22 protein-coding genes are annotated in these 25,934 nt (G+C 45.5%); 7 read left to right on the top strand and 15 right to left on the bottom strand.

The window, feature by feature from the left end; genetic code table 11:
* Window positions 1-182 precede the first annotated feature (182 nt).
* The 4 genes from FPZ44_RS17495 (at window position 183) to FPZ44_RS17510 (ending at window position 4,379) form a co-directional block, all read left to right on the top strand.
* Entirely contained in the window at window positions 183-2,060 is a 1,878-nt protein-coding gene (locus tag FPZ44_RS17495) for an FAD-dependent oxidoreductase (RefSeq protein ID WP_144992203.1), read from the top strand.
* A gap of 93 nt (window positions 2,061-2,153) precedes the next feature.
* Window positions 2,154-2,636, top strand: coding sequence for an adenylate kinase and related kinase (locus tag FPZ44_RS17500; RefSeq protein ID WP_144992204.1), 483 nt, complete (start codon window positions 2,154-2,156; stop codon window positions 2,634-2,636).
* Window positions 2,623-3,618, top strand: coding sequence for a polyprenyl synthetase family protein (locus FPZ44_RS17505; protein WP_144992205.1), 996 nt, complete (start codon window positions 2,623-2,625; stop codon window positions 3,616-3,618). The genes FPZ44_RS17500 and FPZ44_RS17505 overlap by 14 nt, the downstream gene beginning before the upstream one ends.
* 254 nt (window positions 3,619-3,872) lie before the next feature.
* On the top strand, window positions 3,873-4,379 hold the full coding sequence (locus tag FPZ44_RS17510) for an ADP-heptose synthase (RefSeq protein ID WP_261378402.1): 507 nt from the start codon (window positions 3,873-3,875) through the stop codon (window positions 4,377-4,379).
* Between the two features lie 467 nt (window positions 4,380-4,846).
* Here the strand turns inward: FPZ44_RS17510 and FPZ44_RS17515 are convergent, their stop codons facing one another.
* From FPZ44_RS17515 to FPZ44_RS17565, 11 genes are all read right to left on the bottom strand, one after another.
* Window positions 4,847-5,173, bottom strand: coding sequence for a PadR family transcriptional regulator (locus FPZ44_RS17515; protein ID WP_144992206.1), 327 nt, complete (start codon window positions 5,171-5,173; stop codon window positions 4,847-4,849).
* 3 nt (window positions 5,174-5,176) lie between these two features.
* Window positions 5,177-6,547: an FtsW/RodA/SpoVE family cell cycle protein gene (locus FPZ44_RS17520; RefSeq protein ID WP_144992207.1), complete on the bottom strand. Its 1,371-nt coding sequence runs from the start codon at window positions 6,545-6,547 to the stop codon at window positions 5,177-5,179.
* A gap of 434 nt (window positions 6,548-6,981) precedes the next feature.
* Window positions 6,982-8,031: a type III polyketide synthase gene (locus FPZ44_RS17525; protein ID WP_144992208.1), complete on the bottom strand. Its 1,050-nt coding sequence runs from the start codon at window positions 8,029-8,031 to the stop codon at window positions 6,982-6,984.
* A 435-nt stretch (window positions 8,032-8,466) separates the two neighbouring features.
* A complete protein-coding gene (locus tag FPZ44_RS17530) occupies window positions 8,467-9,339 on the bottom strand; it encodes a UbiA-like polyprenyltransferase (protein ID WP_144992209.1) in 873 nt (290 codons plus the stop codon).
* Window positions 9,323-10,672, bottom strand: coding sequence for an aspartate aminotransferase family protein (locus FPZ44_RS17535; protein WP_261378403.1), 1,350 nt, complete (start codon window positions 10,670-10,672; stop codon window positions 9,323-9,325). Before FPZ44_RS17535 ends, FPZ44_RS17530 begins: the two co-directional genes overlap by 17 nt.
* Before the next feature lie 220 nt (window positions 10,673-10,892).
* Window positions 10,893-12,884, bottom strand: coding sequence for a peptidase U32 family protein (locus tag FPZ44_RS17540; RefSeq protein ID WP_144992210.1), 1,992 nt, complete (start codon window positions 12,882-12,884; stop codon window positions 10,893-10,895).
* Window positions 12,885-13,129: 245 nt separating this feature from the next.
* Entirely contained in the window at window positions 13,130-13,927 is a 798-nt protein-coding gene (locus FPZ44_RS17545; protein WP_261378404.1) for an energy-coupling factor transporter transmembrane component T family protein, read from the bottom strand.
* Window positions 13,924-14,997 carry an ATP-binding cassette domain-containing protein gene (locus tag FPZ44_RS17550; protein ID WP_144992211.1) on the bottom strand — a complete coding sequence of 358 codons (1,074 nt, stop codon included), beginning with the start codon at window positions 14,995-14,997 and terminating at the stop codon, window positions 13,924-13,926. Before FPZ44_RS17550 ends, FPZ44_RS17545 begins: the two co-directional genes overlap by 4 nt.
* On the bottom strand, window positions 14,970-15,803 hold the full coding sequence (locus FPZ44_RS17555) for an energy-coupling factor transporter ATPase (protein ID WP_186786121.1): 834 nt from the start codon (window positions 15,801-15,803) through the stop codon (window positions 14,970-14,972). Before FPZ44_RS17555 ends, FPZ44_RS17550 begins: the two co-directional genes overlap by 28 nt.
* Window positions 15,804-15,808: 5 nt before the next feature.
* Window positions 15,809-16,381, bottom strand: a complete 573-nt coding sequence (locus tag FPZ44_RS17560; RefSeq protein WP_144992213.1) for a Gx transporter family protein — start codon at window positions 16,379-16,381, stop codon at window positions 15,809-15,811.
* On the bottom strand, window positions 16,365-16,757 hold the full coding sequence (locus FPZ44_RS17565) for a NusG domain II-containing protein (RefSeq protein WP_144992214.1): 393 nt from the start codon (window positions 16,755-16,757) through the stop codon (window positions 16,365-16,367). The genes FPZ44_RS17560 and FPZ44_RS17565 overlap by 17 nt, the downstream gene beginning before the upstream one ends.
* A 265-nt stretch (window positions 16,758-17,022) precedes the next feature.
* Between FPZ44_RS17565 and FPZ44_RS17570 the strand changes: the two genes are divergently transcribed.
* Both FPZ44_RS17570 and FPZ44_RS17575 read left to right on the top strand, forming a co-directional pair.
* Complete coding sequence (locus FPZ44_RS17570; RefSeq protein WP_261378407.1) at window positions 17,023-18,102, top strand: FAD:protein FMN transferase; 1,080 nt, start codon at window positions 17,023-17,025, stop codon at window positions 18,100-18,102.
* Between the two features lie 217 nt (window positions 18,103-18,319).
* Window positions 18,320-19,660, top strand: a complete 1,341-nt coding sequence (locus FPZ44_RS17575) for an anaerobic C4-dicarboxylate transporter family protein (protein WP_144992215.1) — start codon at window positions 18,320-18,322, stop codon at window positions 19,658-19,660.
* A 137-nt stretch (window positions 19,661-19,797) separates the two neighbouring features.
* Here the strand turns inward: FPZ44_RS17575 and FPZ44_RS26520 are convergent, their stop codons facing one another.
* On the bottom strand, window positions 19,798-19,962 hold the full coding sequence (locus FPZ44_RS26520) for a hypothetical protein (protein ID WP_186786122.1): 165 nt from the start codon (window positions 19,960-19,962) through the stop codon (window positions 19,798-19,800).
* A gap of 264 nt (window positions 19,963-20,226) precedes the next feature.
* Between FPZ44_RS26520 and FPZ44_RS17580 the strand changes: the two genes are divergently transcribed.
* Window positions 20,227-21,195 (top strand): ring-cleaving dioxygenase, encoded by a 969-nt coding sequence (locus tag FPZ44_RS17580; protein ID WP_144992216.1) that lies wholly within the window; start codon window positions 20,227-20,229, stop codon window positions 21,193-21,195.
* 138 nt (window positions 21,196-21,333) lie between these two features.
* On the opposite strand, the gene FPZ44_RS17585 is transcribed toward FPZ44_RS17580, so the two are convergent.
* The 3 genes from FPZ44_RS17585 to FPZ44_RS17595 form a co-directional block, all read right to left on the bottom strand.
* Window positions 21,334-21,678, bottom strand: a complete 345-nt coding sequence (locus FPZ44_RS17585) for an FMN-binding protein (protein ID WP_028593920.1) — start codon at window positions 21,676-21,678, stop codon at window positions 21,334-21,336.
* A gap of 111 nt (window positions 21,679-21,789) precedes the next feature.
* Window positions 21,790-23,211, bottom strand: coding sequence for a flavocytochrome c (locus FPZ44_RS17590; protein WP_144992218.1), 1,422 nt, complete (start codon window positions 23,209-23,211; stop codon window positions 21,790-21,792).
* 322 nt (window positions 23,212-23,533) lie between these two features.
* On the bottom strand, window positions 23,534-25,933 hold the full coding sequence (locus tag FPZ44_RS17595; protein WP_144992220.1) for a sensor histidine kinase: 2,400 nt from the start codon (window positions 25,931-25,933) through the stop codon (window positions 23,534-23,536).
* Between the last annotated feature and the right edge of the window lies 1 nt (window position 25,934).

Raw genomic sequence — 25,934 nt, forward strand, 5'->3', positions numbered from 1 at the left:
GTTCATGAGACAGCTCCGCTGTAGAGAAAGCAAGTATGGATCTCACGTTTTGTGGAGTCCTCCCCTTTTCTGCAGCGGAGCTCCCTTTTACGTATAGAATGATTTAAATTTGAACATTTCCACAATAGCACTAACACGAAAAGTCCAATCGGACACTAAAATTTTAGGGGTGACCAAATACCATGAAGAAAATCGTTGTACTCGGCGGCGGTTATGGTGGTGTCTTAACAGCGAAAAAGCTGGCGAAGCGCTTAGCGAAGGACAAAGACGTCAGCATTACACTTGTCGACCGCCATCCATACCATACGATGATGACGGAGCTGCATGAAGTAGCAGCTTGTCGTGTCGATGAAGAAGCTATCAAAATGGATTTGAAGCAGATCTTCGCAGGCCGTAAAGTTGATGTAGTATTAGATGAAATTAAAAATATTGACTTCGATGGCCAATCGCTAAAAGGAAACAAGAAGACGTATGACTACGACTATCTTGTTATCGGTACCGGTTGTAAGCCTACGTTCTTCGGTATTCCAGGTGCAGAAGAGCATGCGATGACACTATGGTCATTCGATGATGCAGTGAAATTGAAGCGTCAAATCCGCGATATGTTCAACCTTGCATCGAAAGAGCTGGATGAAGAGAAACGCAGACAAATGCTAACATTCGTCGTTGTTGGTGCAGGCTTCACAGGGATCGAGCTGATTGGTGAAATTGCAGAATACCGTGAAGAGCTATGCCACGAATATCATATTGATTCAAAAGATGTGCGACTCGTTGTAGCCGATATGGCACCGAAGATTCTACCTATTTTGCCGGACAAGCTTATTAAGAAATCCGAAAAGTATTTGCAAAAAATGAACGTAGAAATGATTACAAGCGCGAAGATTACAGGCGTGACTGAGAATTCTGTCGTGCTTGGTGATAAGGGCGAATTGCAAGCGCAAACGATCGTCTGGACAGCTGGCGTAGAAGGCTCAGAGCTTGTTGGCAACCTTGACGTACAGCAAAATGGACGCAAGCGTATCGTAACAAATGATAAGCTGCAATCCGCTGATCATAAAAATGTATACGTTGTTGGCGACAACATCTTCTATGTGCCGGAAGGCGAAGAACGACCTGTACCACAGATGGTTGAAAATGCGGAGCACTCTGCTACACTAATCGCTCATAACATTACAGCCGATATTAAACAGACCAATAAGTACAAATCATACAAGCCTACCTTCCATGGTACAATGGTTTGCATCGGTGGACGCTATGGGGTCGCTGCCATTGGCACACCGAAGAAAATGTTCCATTTCACAGGCTTTATGGCGATGTTCTTCAAACATATGATTAATATCGTCTACTTCTTGCAAGTGCTTGGCTTCCATAAAGTCTGGTCTTATAAAATACATGAGTTCTTTAAAGTGAAAAATAAGCGCAGCTTCGTCGGTGGACATCTCGCTATGCGCTCGCCGAACTTCTGGCTCGTGCCGCTTCGTATTTTCCTAGGCTTCAAATGGTTAAGTGAAGGTTTGGCGAAGCTTCCTAAAGTATTGGAAAATCCATCGAACATCTTCCTAATTCCGCCCAAAGCGGCCGATGGAACGACAGGTGCTTCGCAAGCAATTGAAGCCGTTCAACAAACAGTTGACGGGCATACCGCTGCTTCTTCCGTCCAAACAGCAAAGACAGCTGTTGAAGCGATTCCGGTTCCGGATTTCCTCAAGAGCATGGTCGATGGAAGTATGGATATGTTCTTCTATACTAGCGATGGCGGTTACACAGCATTAGCGACTATTTTCCAAACGGGAATGATATTTGCTGAAATTATTTTCGGCGCGATGCTCATCCTAGGCTTGTTCACATCGTTGGCATCCATCGGTACGATTGCGATGGGCGTTATGATTTATACATCTGGTATGGCACCATTCGAAATGCTATGGTATTTCTTCGGTGGTATCGCTCTCATCGGTGGTTCGGGCAGCACGCTTGGCCTAGACTACTACTTGTATCCGCATCTCAAACGAATTTGGAAGAACATACCTTTCGTGAAAAAATGGTACCTTTACACGGACTAATCCGTAGTAAATAGTATATTCATTTATATAGGCGTAAAGTAATGTGTACATCGTGCACATTACTTTACTTATTTTATCGGGAGGCGGGGGATCATGATAACGCAATTCATTCAAGACATGTATGAACAATTGGAACGAGAGCTTCCAGAACAAGCCGGCATACAGCTCAGCGCAGATCTACACAATATAAGACTTCAGGACATGGCCGTTCGCTTGCATCATGTTGAGATGGCCCATAAAGAACGACTAGCCTTGCTTGGCTGCTATGCGCTTGTCCTTCTTTCTTTGCGCATTCATGACCAACTCCCCACCGACCCAGCAACTGCTGGACGATCTGTACTGGATGGAGACTTTATTATGAGTTTCTATTTGCAGTTCGCCCTGCGCCATGGATTCATTGACTTGATTGCCGAGCTCGCTCCTGTCATTAAGCAAGTGCAGCTTAAGCGTGCCGAGCAAAAACTAGCGGATGAAGCCAATATACACAAACAAACGATAAAATTTATAGCTAAACGATATAAAAAACTGTATCCATTGACTCAAACGTTTAAGCAGGTGACGTATGACGTTGTCTAACCCTGCTCTATCCGACCAATTGCAAATCTCCATGAGACGGATTAACCGTGATTTGGAGCGTATCGTGACGACTGACCCTGATATAGCATCCCGCTCCATTGTAAGGAAAAGCGTACTAGAGCTTATTCGTTCAGGCGGCAAACGGCTCCGTCCAATTATGGTTATCGTCGGAAGCCGATTCGGGGCGAAACCGGAGAGTACGAATGTGTATCAGCTAGCTGCTGTCTGTGAATTCATTCATGCGGCTTCCCTTGTGCATGATGATATTCTCGATCAGGCCGACACCCGCCGTGGACAGCCGTCTTTACACAAAATAACGGATGTGAAGACCGCCGTACAAATCGGCAACTACATGATGAGCCGCGTATTGGAACTGCTCTCTGCTCGCACGAAAGACCGTGACCGCAACATCGAAGAACTTGCTTCGTTAACAACGACGCAGTTGTGCCTAGGCGAGTATCAGCAGATGGATAATCGTTATAATTTCGACCTGACTTTGGAACAATATTGGGAGAAGACCCGAAATAAAACAGCTGTACTTATGGCTACCTCGCTGCATCTAGGTGCTAGAGCAAGTGAAGCCGATGAAAGTGTGGCTAAGCAGCTGTATGAGTTCGGTGATCAACTAGGCATGGCGTTCCAAGTGCGAGACGATGTGCTCGATTTGCAGCAATCTACCGAAGTACTCGGTAAGCCTGCCGGAGCTGATTTGCGCAACGGACAAGTTACCCTGCCTGTCCTGCTGGCAATGGAGGAACCCGCTATTGATAATCATTTGCGGAAGCTGCACGAAGGAGCACCCGATCATCTCTTCGATGAGGCGATCACGCTCATCCGAAACTGTGGTGCGATAGAACGAGCATTAGAAGTCAGCCACACCTTTATGCAGCGCGCATGGGATATTACCGAACAGCTATCCGGCCATCCCGCTCATCGCGACTTACAAACATTGTGGCATTATTTTGAGAAGCGTACGTATTAATAAGCAATATGTTCGTGAGTACGTCTGACAACACAATAGGAACCAATCCTGCGGAAACTGCGGAAAAATAAATAAGCTCTTCGCCCGTGTACAGTGTACATGCGCGGAGAGCTTTCTGTTATACGGCATGAATGACTCTTTTTCGTGTATAATCACAATGGTAAAATAAAAGTGGGACAACAGCATTCGCATTGTCCATTACAGACCACCTGCACGATTGCTTATAGGTGGACGTTCATGAAGGAGGACCGAGTGTGAAGCCACGGCGATTTGTAATTGAAGCAGTCATGTTAGCCGTATACGGTCACCTATTCGTCCCGAAACGGCCTGTAGAATATATGATTCCATACTCTACGATTAGTGAATTGTATGAGATACGTATTACAGACGAGCGCATTATGCCTGATCCAGAGGATGACCAGCATGCTAAGGAACACATGGACTTGCTGATCGGACTTTTCGAAAGACCATTTAATAAGAAAAAGATCGACCGCGCACTAGGCATTCCTTGGCGGCAAAGCGCTCCTTTGCTAATAAACGAGTATGTATCCATTATCATCATTAATGGGATGGACAGCATGCAGTACGGCGAAACCTTTGATCCGATTGAAACAGAGCTGATTCTCACTTGCATGCGCGAGCAAGCCCCGTTGCTGACCGACCAATTGGAATACGTCGAACGACTTATTCAGCATGAGGTACCGATTCCAATCTATGATATTGAAGATTATGAGTATGCATTGGAACATACGGAGGAATAAAAGGATAGCTAGCAAGTGATTCATCAAAGGCAGACGGCGAAAGACGAAGGTCCAGTCACGAACAGGTCTAAACGGCTTCCTGATAGGTTACATCAGTGGCTTGTGACTTGTAACTATGTGACTTTATGTCTTTCGCCCCTATCCTTACATAAGTAAACGAAAAGTGCGCAAAAGGATACTACGCATATTCGAGAGACAGAGTCAGTTCTCTCTCAACAGGATAAATTACATTAACGATTGCCACAGAGGCTATTCCGCATATATTACTTGTTTTTGATATGTAAAGGGTGTCAGCGAGCTTATCTGCTCCAGAGAGCCATATTATTAGCCAGATTTGCTATAATAAGCGCTCGTACGACCGTTAAAATTTTAATACAGATGATTTCACGAAAATAACGTCAATAGCGTTCGTTAGATGAAGCGCCACGGCGTGATACAATGCAAATTATAAGGCCCACGACCGATCGTTACATTTCACCGATCACACGATTCAGCGATACCTGGAACAGCTTCCATTCCTCTGTTTTTTCTTGAAGCTGCTTCTTCCCTTTATCGGTAATATGATACGTCTTCCGAGCTCGTCCTTCTGCTTCACTCCATATCGCTTCCACATGACCTTCATTCTCCAATGCGTGAAGAATAGGATACAGCGTACCTTCCTTCAGCGCAAATACTCCATTGGATTGAGCATCTAACCGCTTAATGAGCTGGTAACCATACATCGGCTGCTGTTCCAACATGGAAAGCACAAGCATTACTGTGCTACCCTTGAGCAATTCTTTGCTCACTTTCATCTATCATCTTCCTTTCCCTATTACAACTGTCCTATCCCAATTAACCTCATGTTTTGGAAGGGTATCTTTACGCATATAAATATTCGTACATAATCCAAGCGCAAACATCCAAATGAGCATTGAATTCGCACCATAGCTTAATAATGGCAAATTGGCCCCATTCATAGGAACTACACCAATCAAACCACCTATATTGAATATAACAGGGATTGTAACATAGCAGCTAATGAATAACATCAAGCCTCTCCCAAAACGCTGCTTTACTTGATACGAAGAACGGAACAGCCAAATCAATCCTCCAAGCAAGATAGCTAGTACTCCTACGCCCACAATCCAACCGAATGCATAAACAATAACGACTAATATATGTTCAGAATGTGGATATGGAATATCCGCTCGCTCAATCCATCCTTTTCCCCACCAACCTGCTTGTATAAGTAAATCCTGCAAATGATAGAACAGCCACAATGCATCACTCGTATGATGACCTAGCAAATGGCTTCCCCACGATTCTAACCTCTGCATCTGAATCAGGTAAGATTGTAAATTTAGAAACCCTAGCAGGCCTACACTTAATGCAGCAATTGCTCCAATAATCATGGCTTTCAAAGAAAACGAATGTATGAACAATATCAGAATGAAACCTAGTAAATAGACAAAGACTTCATAATATTGCGCTCCATTAACAAAGGTGATCACAGGAATAATCCCAATGAACTGAAGAGTCAGCTCCCCTCTAAGACTAAGCTCTGGATGCTTGACACGATATTGTGAAATGATTAAAAAGATCGCAAATAAAAATAAAAATGTCGTTAGAAATCCAACATCTAATGCAATAGCACCGATACCAATCCAAGATCCCGCCCCATTTACCTCTATCCCTATTAATCGTCCACATCCGAATAAAACCATTGCAGTCACATATAAAAACCATCCTTTATCGCGCCACCAACGATAATCGATTAATGAGGTAATGAAGAATATAACAAGTCCAAACCCTAGAAAAACAAAGTGTCTATCCAACAAGCCCCTTTCCGCATAATTACCATTCACCGTATGTTGCAAAGCCCAAATACCCAATGTACTCACTACTAATAAAATAGCAATCATACCCCAGAACAGCCATGGAAACCGTGTTCGATGCACGATATTAAACTTCTCTGCTATCGTATCTATAGCTCCCATTTGCCTAATCGCATTCGCTTCGGCTTCGGAACGAGACATCCCCTTATCCATTTGCTCCTCGACCTGATTGTACAGATGATCCTCCAGCTCTGCTCGTATGCTGGCTCTCATTTCTTGCGCACGAATTCCCGCTTCTACTTGCTCCACATAAGAATCTAATACAGAACGCTCATTCTCTTCTCGATCCATGGACAGGCATACCTCCTCTTGTTCGCAACCTATTTTTCCACAATGAACCAATATTATACCTAGAATTACTATACATAGATTTACTATGCGTGTAAAGGTACATATCTATTTTTAGCTATATTTATCTATTCCTAGCCTATATGTTAAGCAGCTCCTATTCGCATTAACTGAGGATCGTGCATGAGAGTACGCTTAAGCGTGTCGGCAATTCAATTATCGTTCCATAGAAAAAAGGAGCAGCTAGTAGTTTCGCTGCCCCTTTCATACCTATTAGTTTCCTCCCCCGATTACAAGACTCCTCATGTTAAACAATCTCCGCTTATTACCTTATTCTACTTTCTACTCCCTCCCCTTTACATTTCTCATCCTCTATCTCCTATCACAACGTGAGCTAACTTACTCCGTGGTTCATTCGCCTTCTACATCTCACCCTGCTACTCTACCCAAGTACCTGCACACATTTCCGCCGTAAAACCTGGCCCGAAAGCCGCTAATAGCCCTTTATCCCCAGGCGAGCGCGTTCCCGCTTCAAATAGACGAGCTAATACATCAAAGACGACAACGCTGGACAGGTTCCCGCATTCTGCTAGACTCTCTCTGCTCAAGGCCACACGCTGCTCAGCAATGCCAAGATGCTTCACCAGCTCATCTAATATACGACGCCCCCCTGTGTGGAATACGAAGAAATCGAGATCAGATGGTGCCCGCTGCACCGTCTCTTCCACAAATTCGCGCATAACCGGAGCTACCGTCTCAATCGTATACATGACCTGCTTGTCTAACACAAAATGAAAGCCAGTATCCTTCACATCATAGGCAATATAGTTCTCCGTATGCTTTATCAAATAGGAGGCATTCGACTCTACCTGGAAGCCTGTCCCGCTAGTACTTTTCATAACACAAGCAGACACGCTGTCCCCAAATAAGGCAGCAGATACAAAGTCAGAAATTGCACTCTCAGCAGGCTGGAAGCAAAGCGAGCACAATTCTGCACTTACGATAAGGACGTTGGCACCAGGGAATGCTTCGCAATATTCAGCAGCACGATTAATCGCAGATGCTCCAGCAGCACAACCAAGCTGTGCAATAGGAAGCTGTTTCGTTTGTTCACGGAATGGCAAATCGCTTATTAGGTAGGCGGTTAAGGAAGGCATCATGAATCCGGTACAAGATGTCACAATGATGAGGTCAATTTGAAAAGCTTCTAGTTCGGCGTTCTCCAGCGCTTGCTCAACAGCTTGTACACTAAGCCGTCTCATTTCTTCTTTGTAAATAAGGCTCCGTTCTTCAAATCGAGAATGAGCAATAATCTCTTCGATTGGACGGACGATATAGCGCTCATTTACTTGTGTATTGCGAATCATACGATTGATTTTGCTCCAATCGGGATGATTAGGATGGAGCCGTTGAAGCACATCCACCATTTCATCTTGGGTAATGCGATATTGTGGACGTACGATAGCCGGTTTCGTTAATATACCCATTAAGGTCACCTCATCATATACAATTTGGATGGAAAATGATAATGATATACAAAACTAACAAATGAAATTCAAGCAAGGATAGGTGTATCATTTCGATAAAATAGAAGTCGAAGGACATCATGTAGAGATGAAAGGTATCCGGCAGGAACAAATGAAGGAAGAGAGTCACCTTTCCTATGGGTTAGAAGGACGCTTGACGATGTACTTACTTGCATTTCATGGAGCAGCGGATGGTTAGAACATGTAGGATTTCTGTCTGTAGACTAGAATACAACATATTCTCCGATGGGGAAATATGTATTTTTTCATGTGTTTCTTGGATCTTCATACCTATTCCTGTCGAAATGCAGAAGAATGAAAATAGCCGCTGGTCGAAAATACGAATCATTCGCACTTCTGCAGCGGCAGATTTCATATGTGGTGGTTATAAACTTGCTATAGCAGCTGATCCAGTAGCGTACAAGCTAATATAACCATACTAATGACTTGATTCAAATTATAAGAGGCAACATTCATCCGTTCACGGCTTGTCGGCTTAATGATCCGGTGCTCAATCGCAAGCAGCACGATAGACAAACCTATCCCTATCAAATATACCCATCCAAGTGAATCCCGGAAAAAGTATAACAGAATAAGCAGCGATACCATCACTGTATGCAGTGTGCGAGAAATGAACAACGCATCCTCATAACCGAATACACGCGGAACGCTCCACAGCCCTGCACTTCGATCAAATTCGATGTCTTGTGTAGCATATATGATATCAAAGCCTGCAATCCATAGCATAACGACTGTACCAAGTATAAATGGCGTCAACGCCCACTCTCCTGTCACTGCAAACCATGCGCCAATAGGGGCAGACGCAATCGTAAAGCCGAGATAAAGATGGCTCAGCCATGTAAACCGCTTCGTGTATGAATAACTAGAAATAAGGACAATCGCCACTGGTGACAGGGCTAAACATAGCGGATTCAACATACCCGCTGCTAAGATAAATAGCGCATAGTTCAATACAATGAATACCGTTACCTCACGCTCCATCAGTAAGCGTTTAGGCAGATGACGATGAGCTGTACGTGGATTTTGTGCATCAAACTCTCTGTCCACGAGACGGTTGAACGCATTGGCTCCGTTACGCGCCGCCACAAGCGCGACTAAGGACCACAACATCACTTCTCCAGCTGGCAAGCCATCAGCTGCCCACATCATCGAAATAATAGCGAAGGGCAAAGAGAATAACGTATGCGAGAACATAACCAGCTCTCCGAACATACGAGTCTTATCGACGACCTTATGAATCGCGTCCATCTTTCGACCCCCTCTCCTCATCGGTATAAACCGCTTCAGAGAGAACTTCATCTAGCACGGAAAGCATCGTTTGAATTTCATCTTCCGGCATGATGAGCGGAGGCTGGAAGGCAAGCACGTTGCGCCCGACACCATTTTTACCAATCAAATACCCGCGATGTTTCATGCTCTCCAACACACGATCCGTCAACGCTGCATTTAAGGACGCCTCACCCGTATTTAGCTCGGCTCCTACCATGAGCCCTTTACCGCGAACATCTGCGATGACACTGTGCTTTACTTGGAGTGCACGCAGTCCGTCTTTCAGTTGACCACCTAACTCGGCAGAACGCGCTACAAGCTGCTCCTGCTCTATATAATCCAGCACTGCCATGGCCGTTGCAGCAGAGACTGGGTTACCCCCAAATGTCGAAGCAGATGGACGATTGAAGCTGGCTGCAATTGCATCTGTCGTTGCAAAAGCTCCAATAGGTACGCCATTGCCAAGTGCTTTCGCCATCGTAATGATATCTGGCGCAATCTCATAATGATCCATGGCGAACATACGGCCTGTGCGACCAAAGCCGGTCTGGATTTCATCTGCAATGAGCAAGACACCATACTCCGAAAGCAATGCCTTCACTTCACGGAGATACCAATCAGGTGGGACGATTATCCCCCCATTGCCTTGAATCGGCTCCACGATCATGGCAGCAAAAGTATCCCCCTTTTCCGCAAGTACTTGTCGCAGCGCTGCAATGGAACGATGGGCTGCATCCTCTGTGTCCATCTCTTCATCGTACGGGCGAGGAATAAAGGTCACATGCGGATCGAGATAATCATCTGTACGCCACATCGGCATCCCCGTAACGCCCATCGTGAGGAACGTTCTACCGTGCAATCCATATTCCAGCGCAAGGAAGTCTTTGCGTTTCGTATGCAGCCTCGCCAGCAGCAAAGCCCCTTCATTCGCTTCAGAACCGCTGTTGCAGAAGAACGTTCGCTTCAACTCACCTGGCAAGTAATCATTTGCTAAACGCTCTGCTAGTTCAACCATTGGCTCTGTTAAATAAATCGTCGTCGTATGCTGCAGCTTTGTTAGCTGTTCAATCGTCTTAGTCGTAATATGCTCGTTGCAATGTCCGCAAGCGACGACTGATACACCTGCGAAGAAGTCTGTGTACTCCTTGCCTGTATGATCAATAAGCTTATGCATGCTGCCCTGTACGATTTGCGGTGGGTCTTGATAAAAATGATGAGTACATGGGAAGAAATATTGTTTACGCTTTTCTAATACCTTATCTGGACCGATATAGGTTGGATGCATGGTTGCCGTTGTTGTCGTACTATTCATACGTCATCACCTCTTCACGTTCTTTATCCGTATATCCTTATTTTCTGCTCGTTTACACGTTCATCGTTACAAACCCTAGTTTTTATAGCGTCACTATCACATAAACTGGATTGATCTCGGCGATTACTACTTACAATTACTATTCGCTCTTACTACCGCCTAGCGACTATCAACTATTAAATATCAAATATCGGCTATTAATTATCTCCTCTAGCCTCACCTACGCATTTGTGCTTATCAGCTCAATATGGCGTGCCGCCCCGAACTGCAAGCTGCCAAGCGTATAGCCTGCATAAACGGACTTCATCTGCGCGAACAAGCTGCCGCATTGATCCAAGCTATCCGCTGCTTGACGATAGGTGCGCACAATGGTCCGCAGCTGCTCCTCCGTATACGTCTTGCCCTCAATCCGGAAATAACGAACACCTGCTTCATACAGCTCCTTCATCATAGGCAAGTAGCACAATTCTTTGGACAGTGCGAGATGGTTGCGTCCGCTCCAATCGCGATAAACAGGACTCTCCCCTTTATCTGTCATAAGGACAAGATATTGATTATCCACATAAGCGTTATCTTCTTGACCGATCGACTCCATCACTTCTGTATTTTCGTAGAGATCAAGCTCCAAATACATAACGATAGGTGAGCCGTGCACCGTCATCTCCACAGGGACTTTTGTATGCTCCATAAAGTTCGCCAAGTCATTCAGCGGTAGCTCCATCGAAGCATGTACCCGCTCCACACCGAAGTGCTTCTCATACACAGCAGCAGACATATAGTTGTATACATTCAAATTGGCATCGCCAATCATAGGCAGTCCGAGATCAAGGGAACCAAACTTATGCAGCGCCCCGAAATTGGATACGAGTAGTCCATCCAGACCATACATGCCCTGCTGCTTGCCTTGCTGCAAGAAATGCGTGTACTGCTCCATATGAAGCTCCGTCATCATACGAGGAGTACCAAGAATGATTTGGGACGAACCCTTAGCTGCTGTCAGCTGCTCCATATCTTCACGACTATACGGACGATCCGGCATATAAACATCACCTGTTAAATAGATGATATTTGCTCCTTCTTCAAGCGCAGCTTGTGCCTGCTTCACATTGTTGACATGTACCGCAATTTGCGGACGTTCTGTGTGATCGATATCTTTTTTCACATCAGCAAGACGCTCACGAATTTGAGTGACACGCTCTTCCTTCAATTCGCGCTCTGCTGTAGGTGTACTGAATACTTTTCCTGTACTATAAAACTTCCCTGTCCCCTCATAACGCCTATTGATATAGTCAAGACCCGGCTTGCCAAATGCATATGCGGTTGAAAAATCCCGCTTCCGGTTGTCGTGCAGCTTGTCCGCATCTTCTGTGCGATTGTAGCCGATTGGATCGGCGATATAGCGATCAATCGCATCACCATATTGATTGACCAATAAATTTAGGAATTCGATATCGCGCATTCTGCCTTCAATTTTGAAAGACATAATTCCTGACTTAATCAGTTCTGGAATATGCTCATACATGTACATGTCTTTTGCAGCGAGAGGATATTCTGTCGGATAAATATGCCCGTCCTTCTTCACGCGGTAATCCCAGCGACAAGGCTTCATGCAGCGCCCGCGTTGGGCACTATTGCCGAAAATCATCGAACTAATCGTACAGTTCGCACCGTGAACCGTGCACATGTCGCCATGAACAAAGTATTCGAACTCCATGCCGCTTTTCGCTTGCAGCAGCTCTGCTGTGTTCAGGTCCATCTCACGGGAGGCAACAACCCGAGTCACCCCAAACTTCTTCATCGCTTCGATCATCTCTAAATTGTGAATGTTCATCATGACCGAAGAATGCACCGGAATATTCGTATAGTTCTGCTCATGAATAAGTGGGAACACCGCCATATCCTGTGCAATAATTGCATCAGGACCGACTTCATTGAGGAATTCGAAATAGCGCTTCGCCTCATCCAAATCTTCTTCGTTCAACAAATTGTTCACGGTAACATACGCACGCTTACCCCGGTCATGGGCCATGCGAATAGCTTCACGAACTTCGTCATACGACAAATTGTACCCTTTGCGCATCATCCGCATATTGAGTGACGGCCCACCAAAGTAAACCGCATCACAGTTCATCTCAATAACCTCTTGGAAAATAGGAAACGTTCCCGCAGGAGCCAACAACTCTATCTCTTTACCGTTGAAATATCTAGCCATAAACCGTTCCTCCCCATCTACGATTGGTATCTATTTTTATTTGTTGAATTTGATTCCATGATGTCAGTTTCATAAAAAATTAGCTGCTATATTATCAATCAACATTAACAATAAAATTTGTGATAATTTTCACTTTATAAGTAATATGCATGCTATTCGTGCTGCTGGTACCTTACCATTAATCTAATATTCAGCCGAATACCTGCTGCACATAGCGATTTTTATAAAATAGGTAGGGCCTTAGTCTACATTACAAAAGTGAAGATAAGCAGCATTCCAAAACCGATGAGAAACAGCGAATCGATTCGCTGCCACTTCAACACACGAAGTGAAGTCCTTGCTCTATCCAACACATACCCTCTCGACTCCATCGCCTGCACCAAGTCTTCTGCTCTGCGAAAAGCCCCTACGATAATAGGAACGAGCAGGGTCAATAGCATCTTCCCTTTCGCCGCCAGCTTCAAATCGTTAATATCTGCTCCACGGGATGCCTGAGCCTTTAATATCCGATCCGCCTCCTCAAATATCGTCGGGATAAACCGCAAAGCGATCGTAATCATCATCGTCCACTGCTGTGGCGAAACGCCTATGAACTTTAGCGGCTTCAATACCGCCTCTAGCCCCAGATTCAATTCGATTGGTGTCGTCGTAAAGGTTAGGATCGACGTAAAGCAAACGAGCAGCAGCATGCGCCATACGGCTGATAGCCCAAGTAATACCCCTTCGCTGCTAACATGGAAGCTGCCTATTTCAAACAGTGGGCTGCCGCCTTGCTCAAACAGCACATAGAACAAAAACATGAAGAACATAAGCGGCCATAACGGCTTGGAAGCTCGACCATAACGGGATAAGGGGATGCCTGAGCTTGCTAAAATAAGCAATGCGATCACAGTTATCGTGCTTAGTTCCACGAGTGAATGAGCGCTAATGACAGCGGCAAGAAACAGCAGCATGGCTACTAGCTTCGCCCGCGGATCTAAGCGATGTACCCATGATGAAGCTTCTACATAACGGCCCATCACCAACTTAGATGACTGCATCATCGCTCATCCTCCCCTTTCAACACGCAAAGTGAACGCACTGCACTTTCACTATCCCTTGTTATCGCGTAATAAACATTGGCCCCTAGCTCTGCTGATTGCTCAGATTGCTGCTGTTGAAGCAGCTTCGTGCTTCTAACAGTAGGAGACAAGGCTTGCTCTCCGTCTTGTTCCCGCTTACGCATCTGATGTATCTGACGTACCTCAATCAGTCGCTCTGCCCATTCGCTGGCCGTAATGGGGACTTCTTGCCCCTTTGCTTCTAGCACGCTGCTCCGCTCTTTACAGCGCTCATCCAGCAGCTGTCTTAACCGCAATGCGGCAGGCAGGGCGAGCCCGGCATCCTGCAGCTGCAAAGGCTGTGCCAGCAGCTCAGCACGACTGCCTTGAAACACCAGTCGTCCAGCCTTCATGAGCATGTAATGGCTCGCAGCAGGCAGCACTTCATCGAGCCTATGCGTAACGACGACGACTGTCTTGCCTTGCTCGACCGTGAGCCGATGCAATAGCTGGATAAGCTCCTGTCTACTGAGCGGATCGAGTGTAGCCGTCGGTTCATCCAGCACGAGCAAGTCCGGATTGGATGCCAGCACAGCTGCAATGGCCGCCTTGCGCATTTGTCCACCGCTGAGCTGGAACGGATTCATCGTGAGCACAGCTTCGGGCAGTCCCACCGTGTGCAGTGCCTCACGGGCAGCTTGTCGTGCCTCCTGCTCAGACATGCCAAATTGTAAAGGACCAAACATAAGGTCCTGCTCCACCGTATCTGCAAACAGCTGCTGCTCAGGGAACTGAAAGACGAGTCCAACCCGTTTGCGCAGCGGCTTTAGCCCTTTTTGCTTCACCCCAGCTTCGAACATTACATCCAGCACACGTATTCGGCCAACAGTTGGCTGGAGGATACCGTTCAGATGCTGCAATAATGTTGACTTGCCGGAGCCAGCTGCGCCAAGAATGGCATAGAATTGCCCTTGCTCCCATTCAAAGCTGATATCCTTAAGCGCAAATGACTGAGCACTGCCACCGTTAACAACATATTGATAACCTAGCTTTTCACTGGACACGATGGCCATAATGCATTCACCAACTCTTCTTCATCTCGGCATATATCCACATCGACGCCCCGACGTCTTAGCTCTAGCGATAACTCAACGGCAAAGGGCGGGCGTAGACAACATTCCTGCAGCAGCTCTCCCTGTACGAACAGTTCCATTGGAGTTAAGCCAGCCACTAGCTTGCCGTCCTTTATGACAAGTACACGATCAGACGCCATAATCTCTTCCGCATCATGCGTAACGGATACGATAGTCAATCTTCTTTCTACACGTAATTGCCGCATGCGAGTCATAAATTCTCGCCTCGCCTGTTCATCCAGCATGGACGTTGCCTCATCCCAAATCATGACCTCAGGATCAAGCACGAGCAGTCCCGCAATCGCGACACGCTGTTTCTGCCCACCAGACAAGGAAGATGGATGACGATGCAGCCAATCTTGAATGCCCAACTCGACTGACACCTGATTGATCCTCCGCTGCATCTCTTCTTGAGACAAGCAGCGGTTTTCCATCCCAAATGCCATATCATCTTGCACGGTAGCTGCTATAAATTGATTGTCTGGATTTTGAAATAAGTAACCGACTCGTCGATGTATATCGCTAACCGTATGACCATCCAGCGTTACACCGCCAATCTGAATCGTGCCTGACCGCGGCGCAAGCAGGCCATTCATCAGCTTCGTCAATGTGGATTTGCCAGAACCATTCGGACCTACAATGGTTACCCACTGTCCCTGTTCTATATGCAAGGACAAGTCTGCAAACATCGACTCACGCTTCGGATACTGGAAACCTACTTGATTGAATCGTATGATAGCTGCCACCACCTTTACTGCATTTCTGGTGCAAATGGTTCAAACAATGAAAGCTTGGAAAGCGAGGCAACTACGTATTTTACCGCAATCCCTACAAAGATACCGGTCACAATTCCAAGCAACATCAACGCAGGCAGATAGAAATAAATCTTCGTCGTTTGGAAAACGATATAGGCTGCGGTTAGCTGCCCCACATTATGCGCCACGCCACCCATTACACTAACTCCGATGAGACTGAGACGACCGCGTCCAATACGGATAAGGCCGTACATAACGATGAAACTGAACAGTGCGCCTAGGAAGCTAAATAAAAAGGCTGAGAACGCTCCGTATATCAAGGTCAAAATGAGTGCTTTCAATATGACTAACGCTAATGAGTCTCTCCAAGGCAGGAAGCATAAGCATGTCAGCACCATAATGTTGGCCAAACCTAGTTTGGCACCAGGGATCAGCATAAACATTTGTGTTGGAATCATCGCTTCGACTAATCCAAGCACAGCTGCTACCGCCGCAAATATGGCAATAATAACGGTCCTCTTCAACTTGAGCGATGAAGACGACGAGGAGTAATTAGCTGACGACGGCATCAATTCCACTCTCCTCTGCTTGATCCGTTTTTAACTCTATGAGCACGCGATGAGGCAGGCAGACAATTGTATCTCCCTTGCGGTTCACAAATCCAAATGACAGGCACACCTGATCAGGACAATCAGCCTCGATCATTTCGATGCCATAATTATGAACTTTTAATACATTCGTACCATGATCGGTTGGTACCGTAATGATTTGCTCTTCTTCGGTTAACATCACTTGCTTGAACAGCTTGCCATCAACCGTAATCTCTGCCGTCATCGTCTTATTGTGATTATTTTCACTTGAATTCTGAATCAACCACCTAGGAATAAAGAAAGCAAGAGCGGCGACAATGACGAGGCAGATGATTATTACATCCCCACGCTTCATACTCAGCATCTCCTTAAGCTGTTAAATAACGATCTTTAAAATTTTAATGATTTCAAATTTCAATATAATTATACTGCCACCTCATTTTTCATTCAATGTTGGCATCTTAGATGGATGACAGAAAAACCCTTATACAGAGGGATTTTGGCTTATTTTTTGTGACAAACTTCCTAGGCAATGCAACCTCATTCTGATATAATGATGTGCTAAAAGACAGGCAGATCGTATAAGCCTTTACCTACGGACAAATTTTGGAGGGACAACTATGAGAGAAATGCGCTCGATGAAACTTCCACGCTGGGCTGTTATTGTTGCAGTGGCGCTATCCATCGCTATATTGACAATAGGGTGTAATGGACCATCTTCCGATTCAAAACAGGTGCAGCAGCCAACGATTCAATCCAAGTCCTATTTTATATTTGATACCATGGTTACGGTGAAATTATACGATGATCCTGCTTATGAGCAACATTTTGAACATATTTTGAACATTATGAAAGACATCGAGCGCAAGATGAGCCGCACACTGGAAACAAGTGAACTTTACAAACTGAACACCCATGCTGGCAAAGGCCCTTATCAAGTTTCTGATGAAACTTTCATGGTTATCGAGAAGGCATTGGACTATGCGGAGAAAACGAATGGACGCTTTGATCCAACGATAGGACCGCTCGTTAGTTTATGGGGAATCGGAACCGAGCAAGCACGTGTGCCAGCTCAAGCTGAAATCGATGAAGCGCTCAAGCTGGTTGGCTATGACAAAGTAACGCTTGATGCCAACAAGAAAACAGTAGCATTGGCGAAACCGGGCATGGAGCTCGATTTAGGCGGTATTGGTAAAGGATACGCAGCTGACGCTATTGCCGACTATGTTCGTGAGCAAAACGTAAAGAGCGCAATTATTGATTTGGGCGGCAACATATATGCTGTTGGCGCGAAGCCAGGCGGGCTCGACTGGACGATTGGCGTACAAGATCCGAACGAGACACGCGGCAATCAGATCGGCACGATGAAAATTAAAGATCGTACCATTGTGACTTCTGGTGTGTATGAACGTTATTTGGAGCATAATGGGCAATACTATCATCATATTCTCGATCCGAAGACAGGCTACCCTGCCAAGAGCAATCTGAATAGCGTCACCATTGTTACAGACCGCTCTACTGATGCAGATGCGCTGTCGACTTCTGCTTTCGCACTTGGCGTTCAAGATGGGATTGCCTTCATTGAAGCGAAACCGAATGCAGAGGCTATTTTTATAACGGAAGACAAACAAGTATATACCACGTCAGGCATTCCAAGCTTCTTCACCCTGACGGATAATCAATATAAGTCCATGGATTGAATAACGAGAATGGACATGCAGCAAGAAGTTCGACACAGACTAGACCCGCCATGGAAAAGGCTGACCGGTCACACGGACCTGTTACGTCTTTTCCATGGCGGGTCTTTATCTATATACAGCTGTAGGTAAGAGAAAGGCCACTGTACAAATGCATGTAGCACGCTCTATCCATCGCTAGTATCAGCTTTGTTTAACAGAAAGGAAGGAGCTACGTTATATGTTTTTATTGCAATTAATTATCGTCTTGCTTGCCATCTATGCCGGCTCAAGACTTGGAGGTATAGGTCTTGGCGTTATGGGCGGGCTTGGTCTCGCCATCCTTACGTTCGGCTTTGGGCTCGTCCCTTCCGATCCGCCGATTGATGTCATCCTTATGATCGCAGCTGTCGTTACAGCGACCGCAACGATGCAGGCGGCAGGCGGTATGGATGTGCTCGTCAAAATAGCAGAACGCGCCCTGCGCCGTAACCCGCACCGCATCACGTTTATGGCGCCTGTCGTTACATACCTGTTCACACTTTGTGCAGGAACCGGACATGTCGCTTACTCTGTCATGCCTGTTATTGCGGAAGTAGCACGCCAATCTGGCGTACGTCCTGAGCGCCCGATGTCCGTCGCGGTCATCGCTTCGCAGCAAGCAATAACGGCAAGCCCGATCTCGGCTGCTACTGTAGCACTCTTGGCATTGCTTGCGCCACAAGGTTATACGCTGCCGAACATATTGCTCATCAGCATTCCGGCTACGATTATCGGCTGTATCGCGGCTGCGCTAGTAATGAACCGTTACGGCAAGGCACTTGCAGAGGATGAAGAGTTCCAGCGCCGTGTAGAAGCAGGAACGGTACCGCCAATTGGTGAAGCGGATCGCTCAGGCTCTGCTGCCAACGATGACGGCAAGCTGCCGCGCGGAGCGGTTGCATCGGTATTTATTTTCCTAGTCGGCGTTATTGCCGTCGTATTGTTCGGCTCTTTCCCAGACCTTCGCCCATCTTATATGGATGCAGAAGGCGTCATGAAAACACTTGGTATGCCGATAGTGGTTGAAATCGTCATGTTGTCGGTCGGCGGTATTATTTTGCTTGTATCGCGCGCTCCAGCAGAACGCGTGGTGAAGAGTAATATTTTCAGTGCAGGTATGCAGGCTGTTATCAGCATTTTCGGTATTGCTTGGCTCGGGGATACGTTCTTCCGCGGCAATATGGAGATTATCGATGCAGCGATCAAAGATACAGTTACGGCTGCACCATGGATGTTCGCGGTTGCTTTGTTCTTTATGTCGATCCTGCTAAGCTCGCAGGCAGCAACGGTACGCGGATTGATGCCGCTTGGCATTGCCTTAGGCATGCCAGCGCCAGCCTTGATCGCGATGTTTCCATCGGTTAACGGCTACTTCTTCTTGCCGAACTATCCGACGGTTATTGCGGCGATCAATTTCGACCGCACAGGTACAACGCGAATTGGTCGCTATTTGCTGAACCACAGCTTTATGGTTCCTGGTTTAGTCGCTACGATTGTTTCTGTAGCCGTAGGCTTTGGCCTAACGAAAATTTTCTTATAGAAGCATACGGTATTCAAAATACAAGGACGCAGGCACTTCCATCTTCATGGGAGACGCTTGCGTCTTTTTATAATGGGTAGCTTGGTTTTCCTTTAGTCTAGGAAGCTCATCGAAAATGTAAAATGCGGGGGAATTACTTACGGAGTCAACACTACCTCATATTGTGTATTCTCATCTTGCAGCGATACAGATTGAACCGGCTCGGCTGATACATTTACCGTAAATGGAATAAGTACGACGATTACGACTAAGGCTAGTGTTAGAATCGCTTGTGAAAAATCAATGTTCGTTTCGTTGTTCATGTTGGCGTTCGCTCCTTGTTTGTTTATATGGCAAGTATATCGAATGCTCGAATGGGATGCCTTCGATTTAGCTGTTGAAACCTTTCAATTTTGTCAGCCAACTACAAGCTAGCTGAAGTTGGAATCAAGTAACAGTACCTTGTCAAGTTCTCATAACCGGGATTGCACACATACTCGCTTGACATATTTATCAAAATATAATATCTTTAATTCAAGATATTATAGATCGAGATATAAGTTATCACCCTAGAGGAGGTTCCCATTATGAATTTGAAAGGGATTCACCACGTTTCGCTACTAACCGCAAATGCTGAGAAGAACTTGGCATTCTATACCGATATATTAGGCATGCGTCTTGTGAAGAAAACAGTTAACCAAGACGATACATCGATGTATCATTTGTTTTACGCCGATGCAGAAGGCAATCCCGGTACAGAGATTACATTTTTTGAAATTCCAATGGCAGCTGCCCAACAATACGGGATTAACAGTGTTTCCGCCACTTCCTTGCGTGTTGCTTCAGATGAAGCGCTATCGTTCTGGAAGCAGCGCTTCGAAGCACTTAAAGTTCCACATGGCGAAATTACCGATCGCACGGGGCGCAACTCGCTATCCTTTGCTGACTTTGAGGGTACCAAGCTGATTCTTGTCTCAGATGAGCATAACAGCGGTGTAGCTGGCGGAACACCTTGGACGCACGATGATATTCCATCACAGTACGGCATCATAGGGCTTGGACCAATTAAGCTGACTGTTCGCAAAGCTCAATCGACGATTAACGTATTAACATCCGTTATGGGCTTCCGTCATAAAGCGTCCTATCCGTCTTGGTTTGACGGTCAACCGGATATTATCGTACTAGAGACAGGCGAAGGCGGAACTGGCGCTGAAGTTCATATCGAAGAACGCAATGATCTGCCAATGTCTCGTCCAGGTCGCGGTGCTGTGCATCATGTCGCCTTCCGTGTAGACAATGAAGAGGAAATGCGTCAATGGGTCAATCATATTGAACAGCACAATCTGCCAAGCTCAGGCTTTGTAGACCGTTACTACTTCCGCTCACTTTATTTCCGCGAGCCAAACGGAATTTTGTATGAGCTAGCAACTGACGGGCCTGGCTTCGATACGGACGAAGACATGGAGCATCTAGGCGAGACACTAGCTTTGCCACCATTTTTAGAGCCACAACGTGAAGAAATTGAAGCGAAGCTGAAACCACTTCGCACACGATGATCGCTATTGGTCTTCTTTCCGCTCAATATACAAGCATTGTCATTGAAATATTAAAAATGAAAAAAGACGACTTTCTACTCCTACATTGGATCGATAGTCGTCTTTTTCATGTTTTCGGACTGTTCTATAGTATGTTTCTTATTTCTTCGCTTGCTCCAACGCTTGCTTCACAGCAGCGATTACACCTTCCGAGGACTTGGTTGCACCTGTCAGCGCTTCAACTTCATCTGCTCCTTGCTTCTCAATGATCTCAGGAACTGTGTTGTCTGTTACCGCTTGAATCATCTGCGCAGTCTCTTCATGCTGCTTCACTTCAACGGATTCAATCTTGCCAGACTTAACGGTTACAGCCACAACGATATCACTGGTCGCTCCTCGTGACTTGCCTTCATAGACTCCATCTTTATAAAGACCACCATTTCCACAGCCCGACAGTGCGAGCATAGCTGCAATCCCTAGTATGATCCATGCTTTTCTCTTCATCACAATCTCCCCTTGATGTCTATATATTTAAAGCAGAATTACGGATGGCTCCACAAAATTTCCCGAATCAATTCCATCCCGCTACTTTACACCATTTCTCGTAATACCTTGCTACTGCTCCGCCTTCACATGATTGAATGCATTCAAGCCAGCAATTTTGCCGAACGTAATAATGTCTGCCAACGCATTGCCGCCAAGTCGATTCCCGCCGTGAACGCCGCCGGTCACTTCACCTGCTGCATACAAACCTTTTATGGCTTGTCCGTCTTTGTTCAGTACCTCAGCATCTGTATTAATTTTCAGACCACCCATTGTATGATGGACAGCGGGCGTTACCTCAATCGCATAAAATGGACCATCTTTTAGCTCACGCGGCAGATCTGGACGCTGGAATTGTCCATCTTTGCCTGCCTTAACACCTTTGTTGTAGTTGCCCACTGTGTTAGCTAAAACAGCCTTTTCAATTCCCAACTTTTCGGCTAATGCTTCTACACTCTCTGCTTCGGTAACCAATTGCATCTTGAAATACTCTTCTGTCGCTTTCAAGCTGTCCCGAAGTCCTTTATCGAACAACAAATACGCACGTCCATCTTGTTGTCCCAAGATTGCTTTAGATACAACATCTCGCGTTAACAGCTCATTGACGAAGCGCTCACCGCTTTTATTGACCAAAATAGCTCCGTTTCCTCTTACGGCCTCTGTCACCATCACACCTTTTTCCGGAACGACAGTCGGATGCGTTTGTATTTCAGCCATATCAATAAGAGCAGCGCCATGCTTCTCCGCAATCGTTATGGCATCTCCGGTCGCGCCTGGATGGTTAGTGGTAGCGAAGCCTTTCAGCTCTGGCTTATATGATATGACCATCTCTTGATTTGCGGAAAATCCGCCCGTTGCCAGTACAACCGCTTTCGTCTGGATTGTATATTCCTTGCCCTCTTTATCTTTCGCCGTTATACCAGTGACCGCCCCATCCTTATCGATAAGGATATCCGTCATTTGATGGCGTGTACGTACATCAATGTTCTTTTCCTTTGCAGTTTTCTCTAGCACCATAGCAATATGAGAACCTACTGCCGCTCCACCTGCCGGACGGTGCGTACGATTGACGCTCGCGCCAGCCATTCGGCCAACATCAGACATATCCGCACCATAGTTCTCTAACCACTCCACCGAATCTTTTGCTTGTTCTGTAAGTAGCTTGACGAGCTCTGGGTTATTTTTTTTATAGCCACCTTTCATCGTATCCTCATAAAATAACTTCACACTATCTTTGAAGCCCTTATCTATTTGCTGCTTCGTTCCAGCAGCATTTAAGCCGCCTGTTGCACGAGCTGTATTCCCACCAACGATCGGCATTTTCTCCAATACAATAACATTCGCGCCTTCTTCTTGCGCACGTACCGCTGCCGCAAGTCCTGCGCCGCCCGCTCCAACGACAACAACGTCTGCCAACTCCTTCTTCGCCCCGCAGCCCGACAATAATGATAAAGCCATTGCAGCCGCAAGTACGGTTGGTATCCACTTCTTCATGATGCAGCACTCCCTTATGATGATGTTCTCTCTGTTTTCGAAGCTATAGGCAGTCCGTCGATTAATAACTAGCCTAGTTTGCCTACGCTTCAACAAGTGATTATTTTCACTTGAATTCAACCTCATCGTAGCATATCATTAGTGTTAATCATGTGAACTAATTCACATGATTAACAAGATGACATACACAACTATGCCTCATAAATAGCTAGGAGTTATACGAGCCATAACACACCATATTCTCACTCAACGCAACAAGCCAGCAAGTTCAAACCAACTCACTGCTGGCTGTACCTTGCTGGCTCTAGCATCCATCCATCGCTCATTCCACCATATAAATATAGGACGCATATTGCCCTTGTTCTGATAGCTTAATCGGCAATCGGATATGCACGTCGAACCCGCCGCCTATACTTGTTATGATCTTTATCTCTCCTTCTAGGCTTCGTACACGTTCATGGATGCTCGATAATCCCATATGCATTCGATTGTGCTTCCAAGCAATTTCATCCATTCCGATTCCATTGTCTGTGTATCGGAATAAAATATAATCTTCACTCTGCCGCAGCTCGATAATAGCGCAGTCTGCCCGGGAATGCTTGTCTGTGTTCCGAAGGAGCTCCTGAACGATGCGATATACACCTGTCATTAATTCGTTGCTCAGCGTGGCATTCACAGGAAAGGCTAATAGCTCTATCGAAAAATTTACTCGAAGCAGTTCATGCTCAATTAGATGCCTGAGTGATTCAGCCAAGCCCATTTCTTTCAACAATTGTGGTCTCAGTTCTTGGCATGTCTCACGTATTTGATGAATGACATCGAGCAGGCCTTCCTTAATCTCTAGCAGCTCACGCTGCAGTTTAGGACTCATCGGATAGTCCATCATAGATGTTTCCAGCTTACGGTACCAGATAATTTGATCTTGCAATGCCGCATCGTGCAAATCGGAAGCAAGTTTTTGCCGCTCATTTTCAGATAGACAAAATAGTAAGCGCGACATCCATGGAGAAGTAAGCTTACGATTGTTCAACTGGTCTTGTAAATCCTCCACCATGCGCTCCACAGAGTATAGATTTTCATACACAAGACTGGCATAGCGCGTAATCGTTTGCAGCCACTTCCATTCATCAGGATTGAACTGTGTATGATTGGACTTATTACTCAGCCATAATACTCGATACGTATGCTTAAAACAGCCTAACACAAGAAGAATGCCATCTGACAAGCGTACAAGTTCGGCGATGCGCAATTCACTTACTTCCTTAAGAATAGACTTGGAAGCATGGCGCGCCATTACTGTATTTGGCAGTGGACTTACCTGCTTGGCAGCAAGATCTACATCGAAGAACTGATAGCTGCACAGCGGAAGCATTTCTGTCAGTTCTTGTCCAAGAATGTGTTCCAATTCCGCATGCTTCATTACTCCTGACAGTTGGCGAGAGAACCGTTCCAAACTATCCTGCCCGTTAAATACATTACTAAAGAGCCGAGAACGGAACTGATTCGACAGTATTTCGTTTCCATACAAAAGAAGCGTGATCGACAGCAGCATAACAAGGAATAGCTTAACTAGTTTCCCCGTATCAAGTACAAACCCAAAGTCAACGACGGCTGCGATCACCGAAACAATGATTACCGCTGGCAGAAAGGCTACAACGAGAAATCTTCTAAATCGGGTCACAATAAAATCGATATCAAATAATTGCTTAGATGAAACTAAATACATATAGCAAATAGGCAAACTGAACAAAAATAGTGTACTAAAGGGGACGTTCGTGTCCTCTCCATTAAAAAAGTACGGCATAATCACATTGAGTACAATGAATGGTGTAAATGCTACGATATGAACAACGAGAAAAATTTTAAATAGCGGGGGGGAGTTGTCCTGTCGATGACGTAAGAAAAGTTGAATTAAGCGAAATAAACAAATACCGTAACCAACCGCAATTGTTACTTTTATTAGTAAAGGATTCATTCCTTTTATATCAATAAATTTAAATAAATAGCGATTGGACCAAATGAAAATACTGACGATTACATCAATGACAAATAATGAGGCAAGCAACTTCTTTGAAATAAAGGACAAGTCAAACTTCTCCAAAAATACGTTCATAAAATGCATAAAGATGTAGGGGATGGCAGGAAGAGCAATCATGATAATTGCTCCACCTACTATATCCTTATTGTAAGATGCAACATTTCCGTAAAAAGATATACCTATGATAAGAAAGCAGGCGATAAGTATTCGAGCATCCGGCTGATCTCGTTTATTTTTCCATAAGTAATAGGCCATATAAGTAAACAAAATTAAGAAAATAGGAGACAAAATAAAAAGGACAATAAACAAATCCTGAGGCAATCCCCCACGCCAATCATCCTTTAACAGGGCTGTCTGAACTTGATTCCCTTGTTTTAGGATCGTTAGTTCCTGTACGGCTCCCGGAACGACATAATAACCATCAATACGGTCATCCTCCGAATAGTACTCATGAGCAGGGATACCATCCATCTTAACAATCTGATCACCTTTCTCAATCGGAGCATCATATATGGCTGTATCTGCCAAGACATAATGAACAACATATTGCTGGTCATCGATTCGCTCGAGGGTTATCGTTCTAGGCGGCGCAAAATACGAAGCAAACGTTAAATACAAGACAATAAACAGCAAACCTATTACTACTACATATAGCTTCAAATTATTTTCTATTCTTTTAGACATG

This window comes from Paenibacillus agilis (genome assembly GCF_007786455.1).
Classification (GTDB): domain Bacteria; phylum Bacillota; class Bacilli; order Paenibacillales; family Paenibacillaceae; genus Paenibacillus_B; species Paenibacillus_B agilis.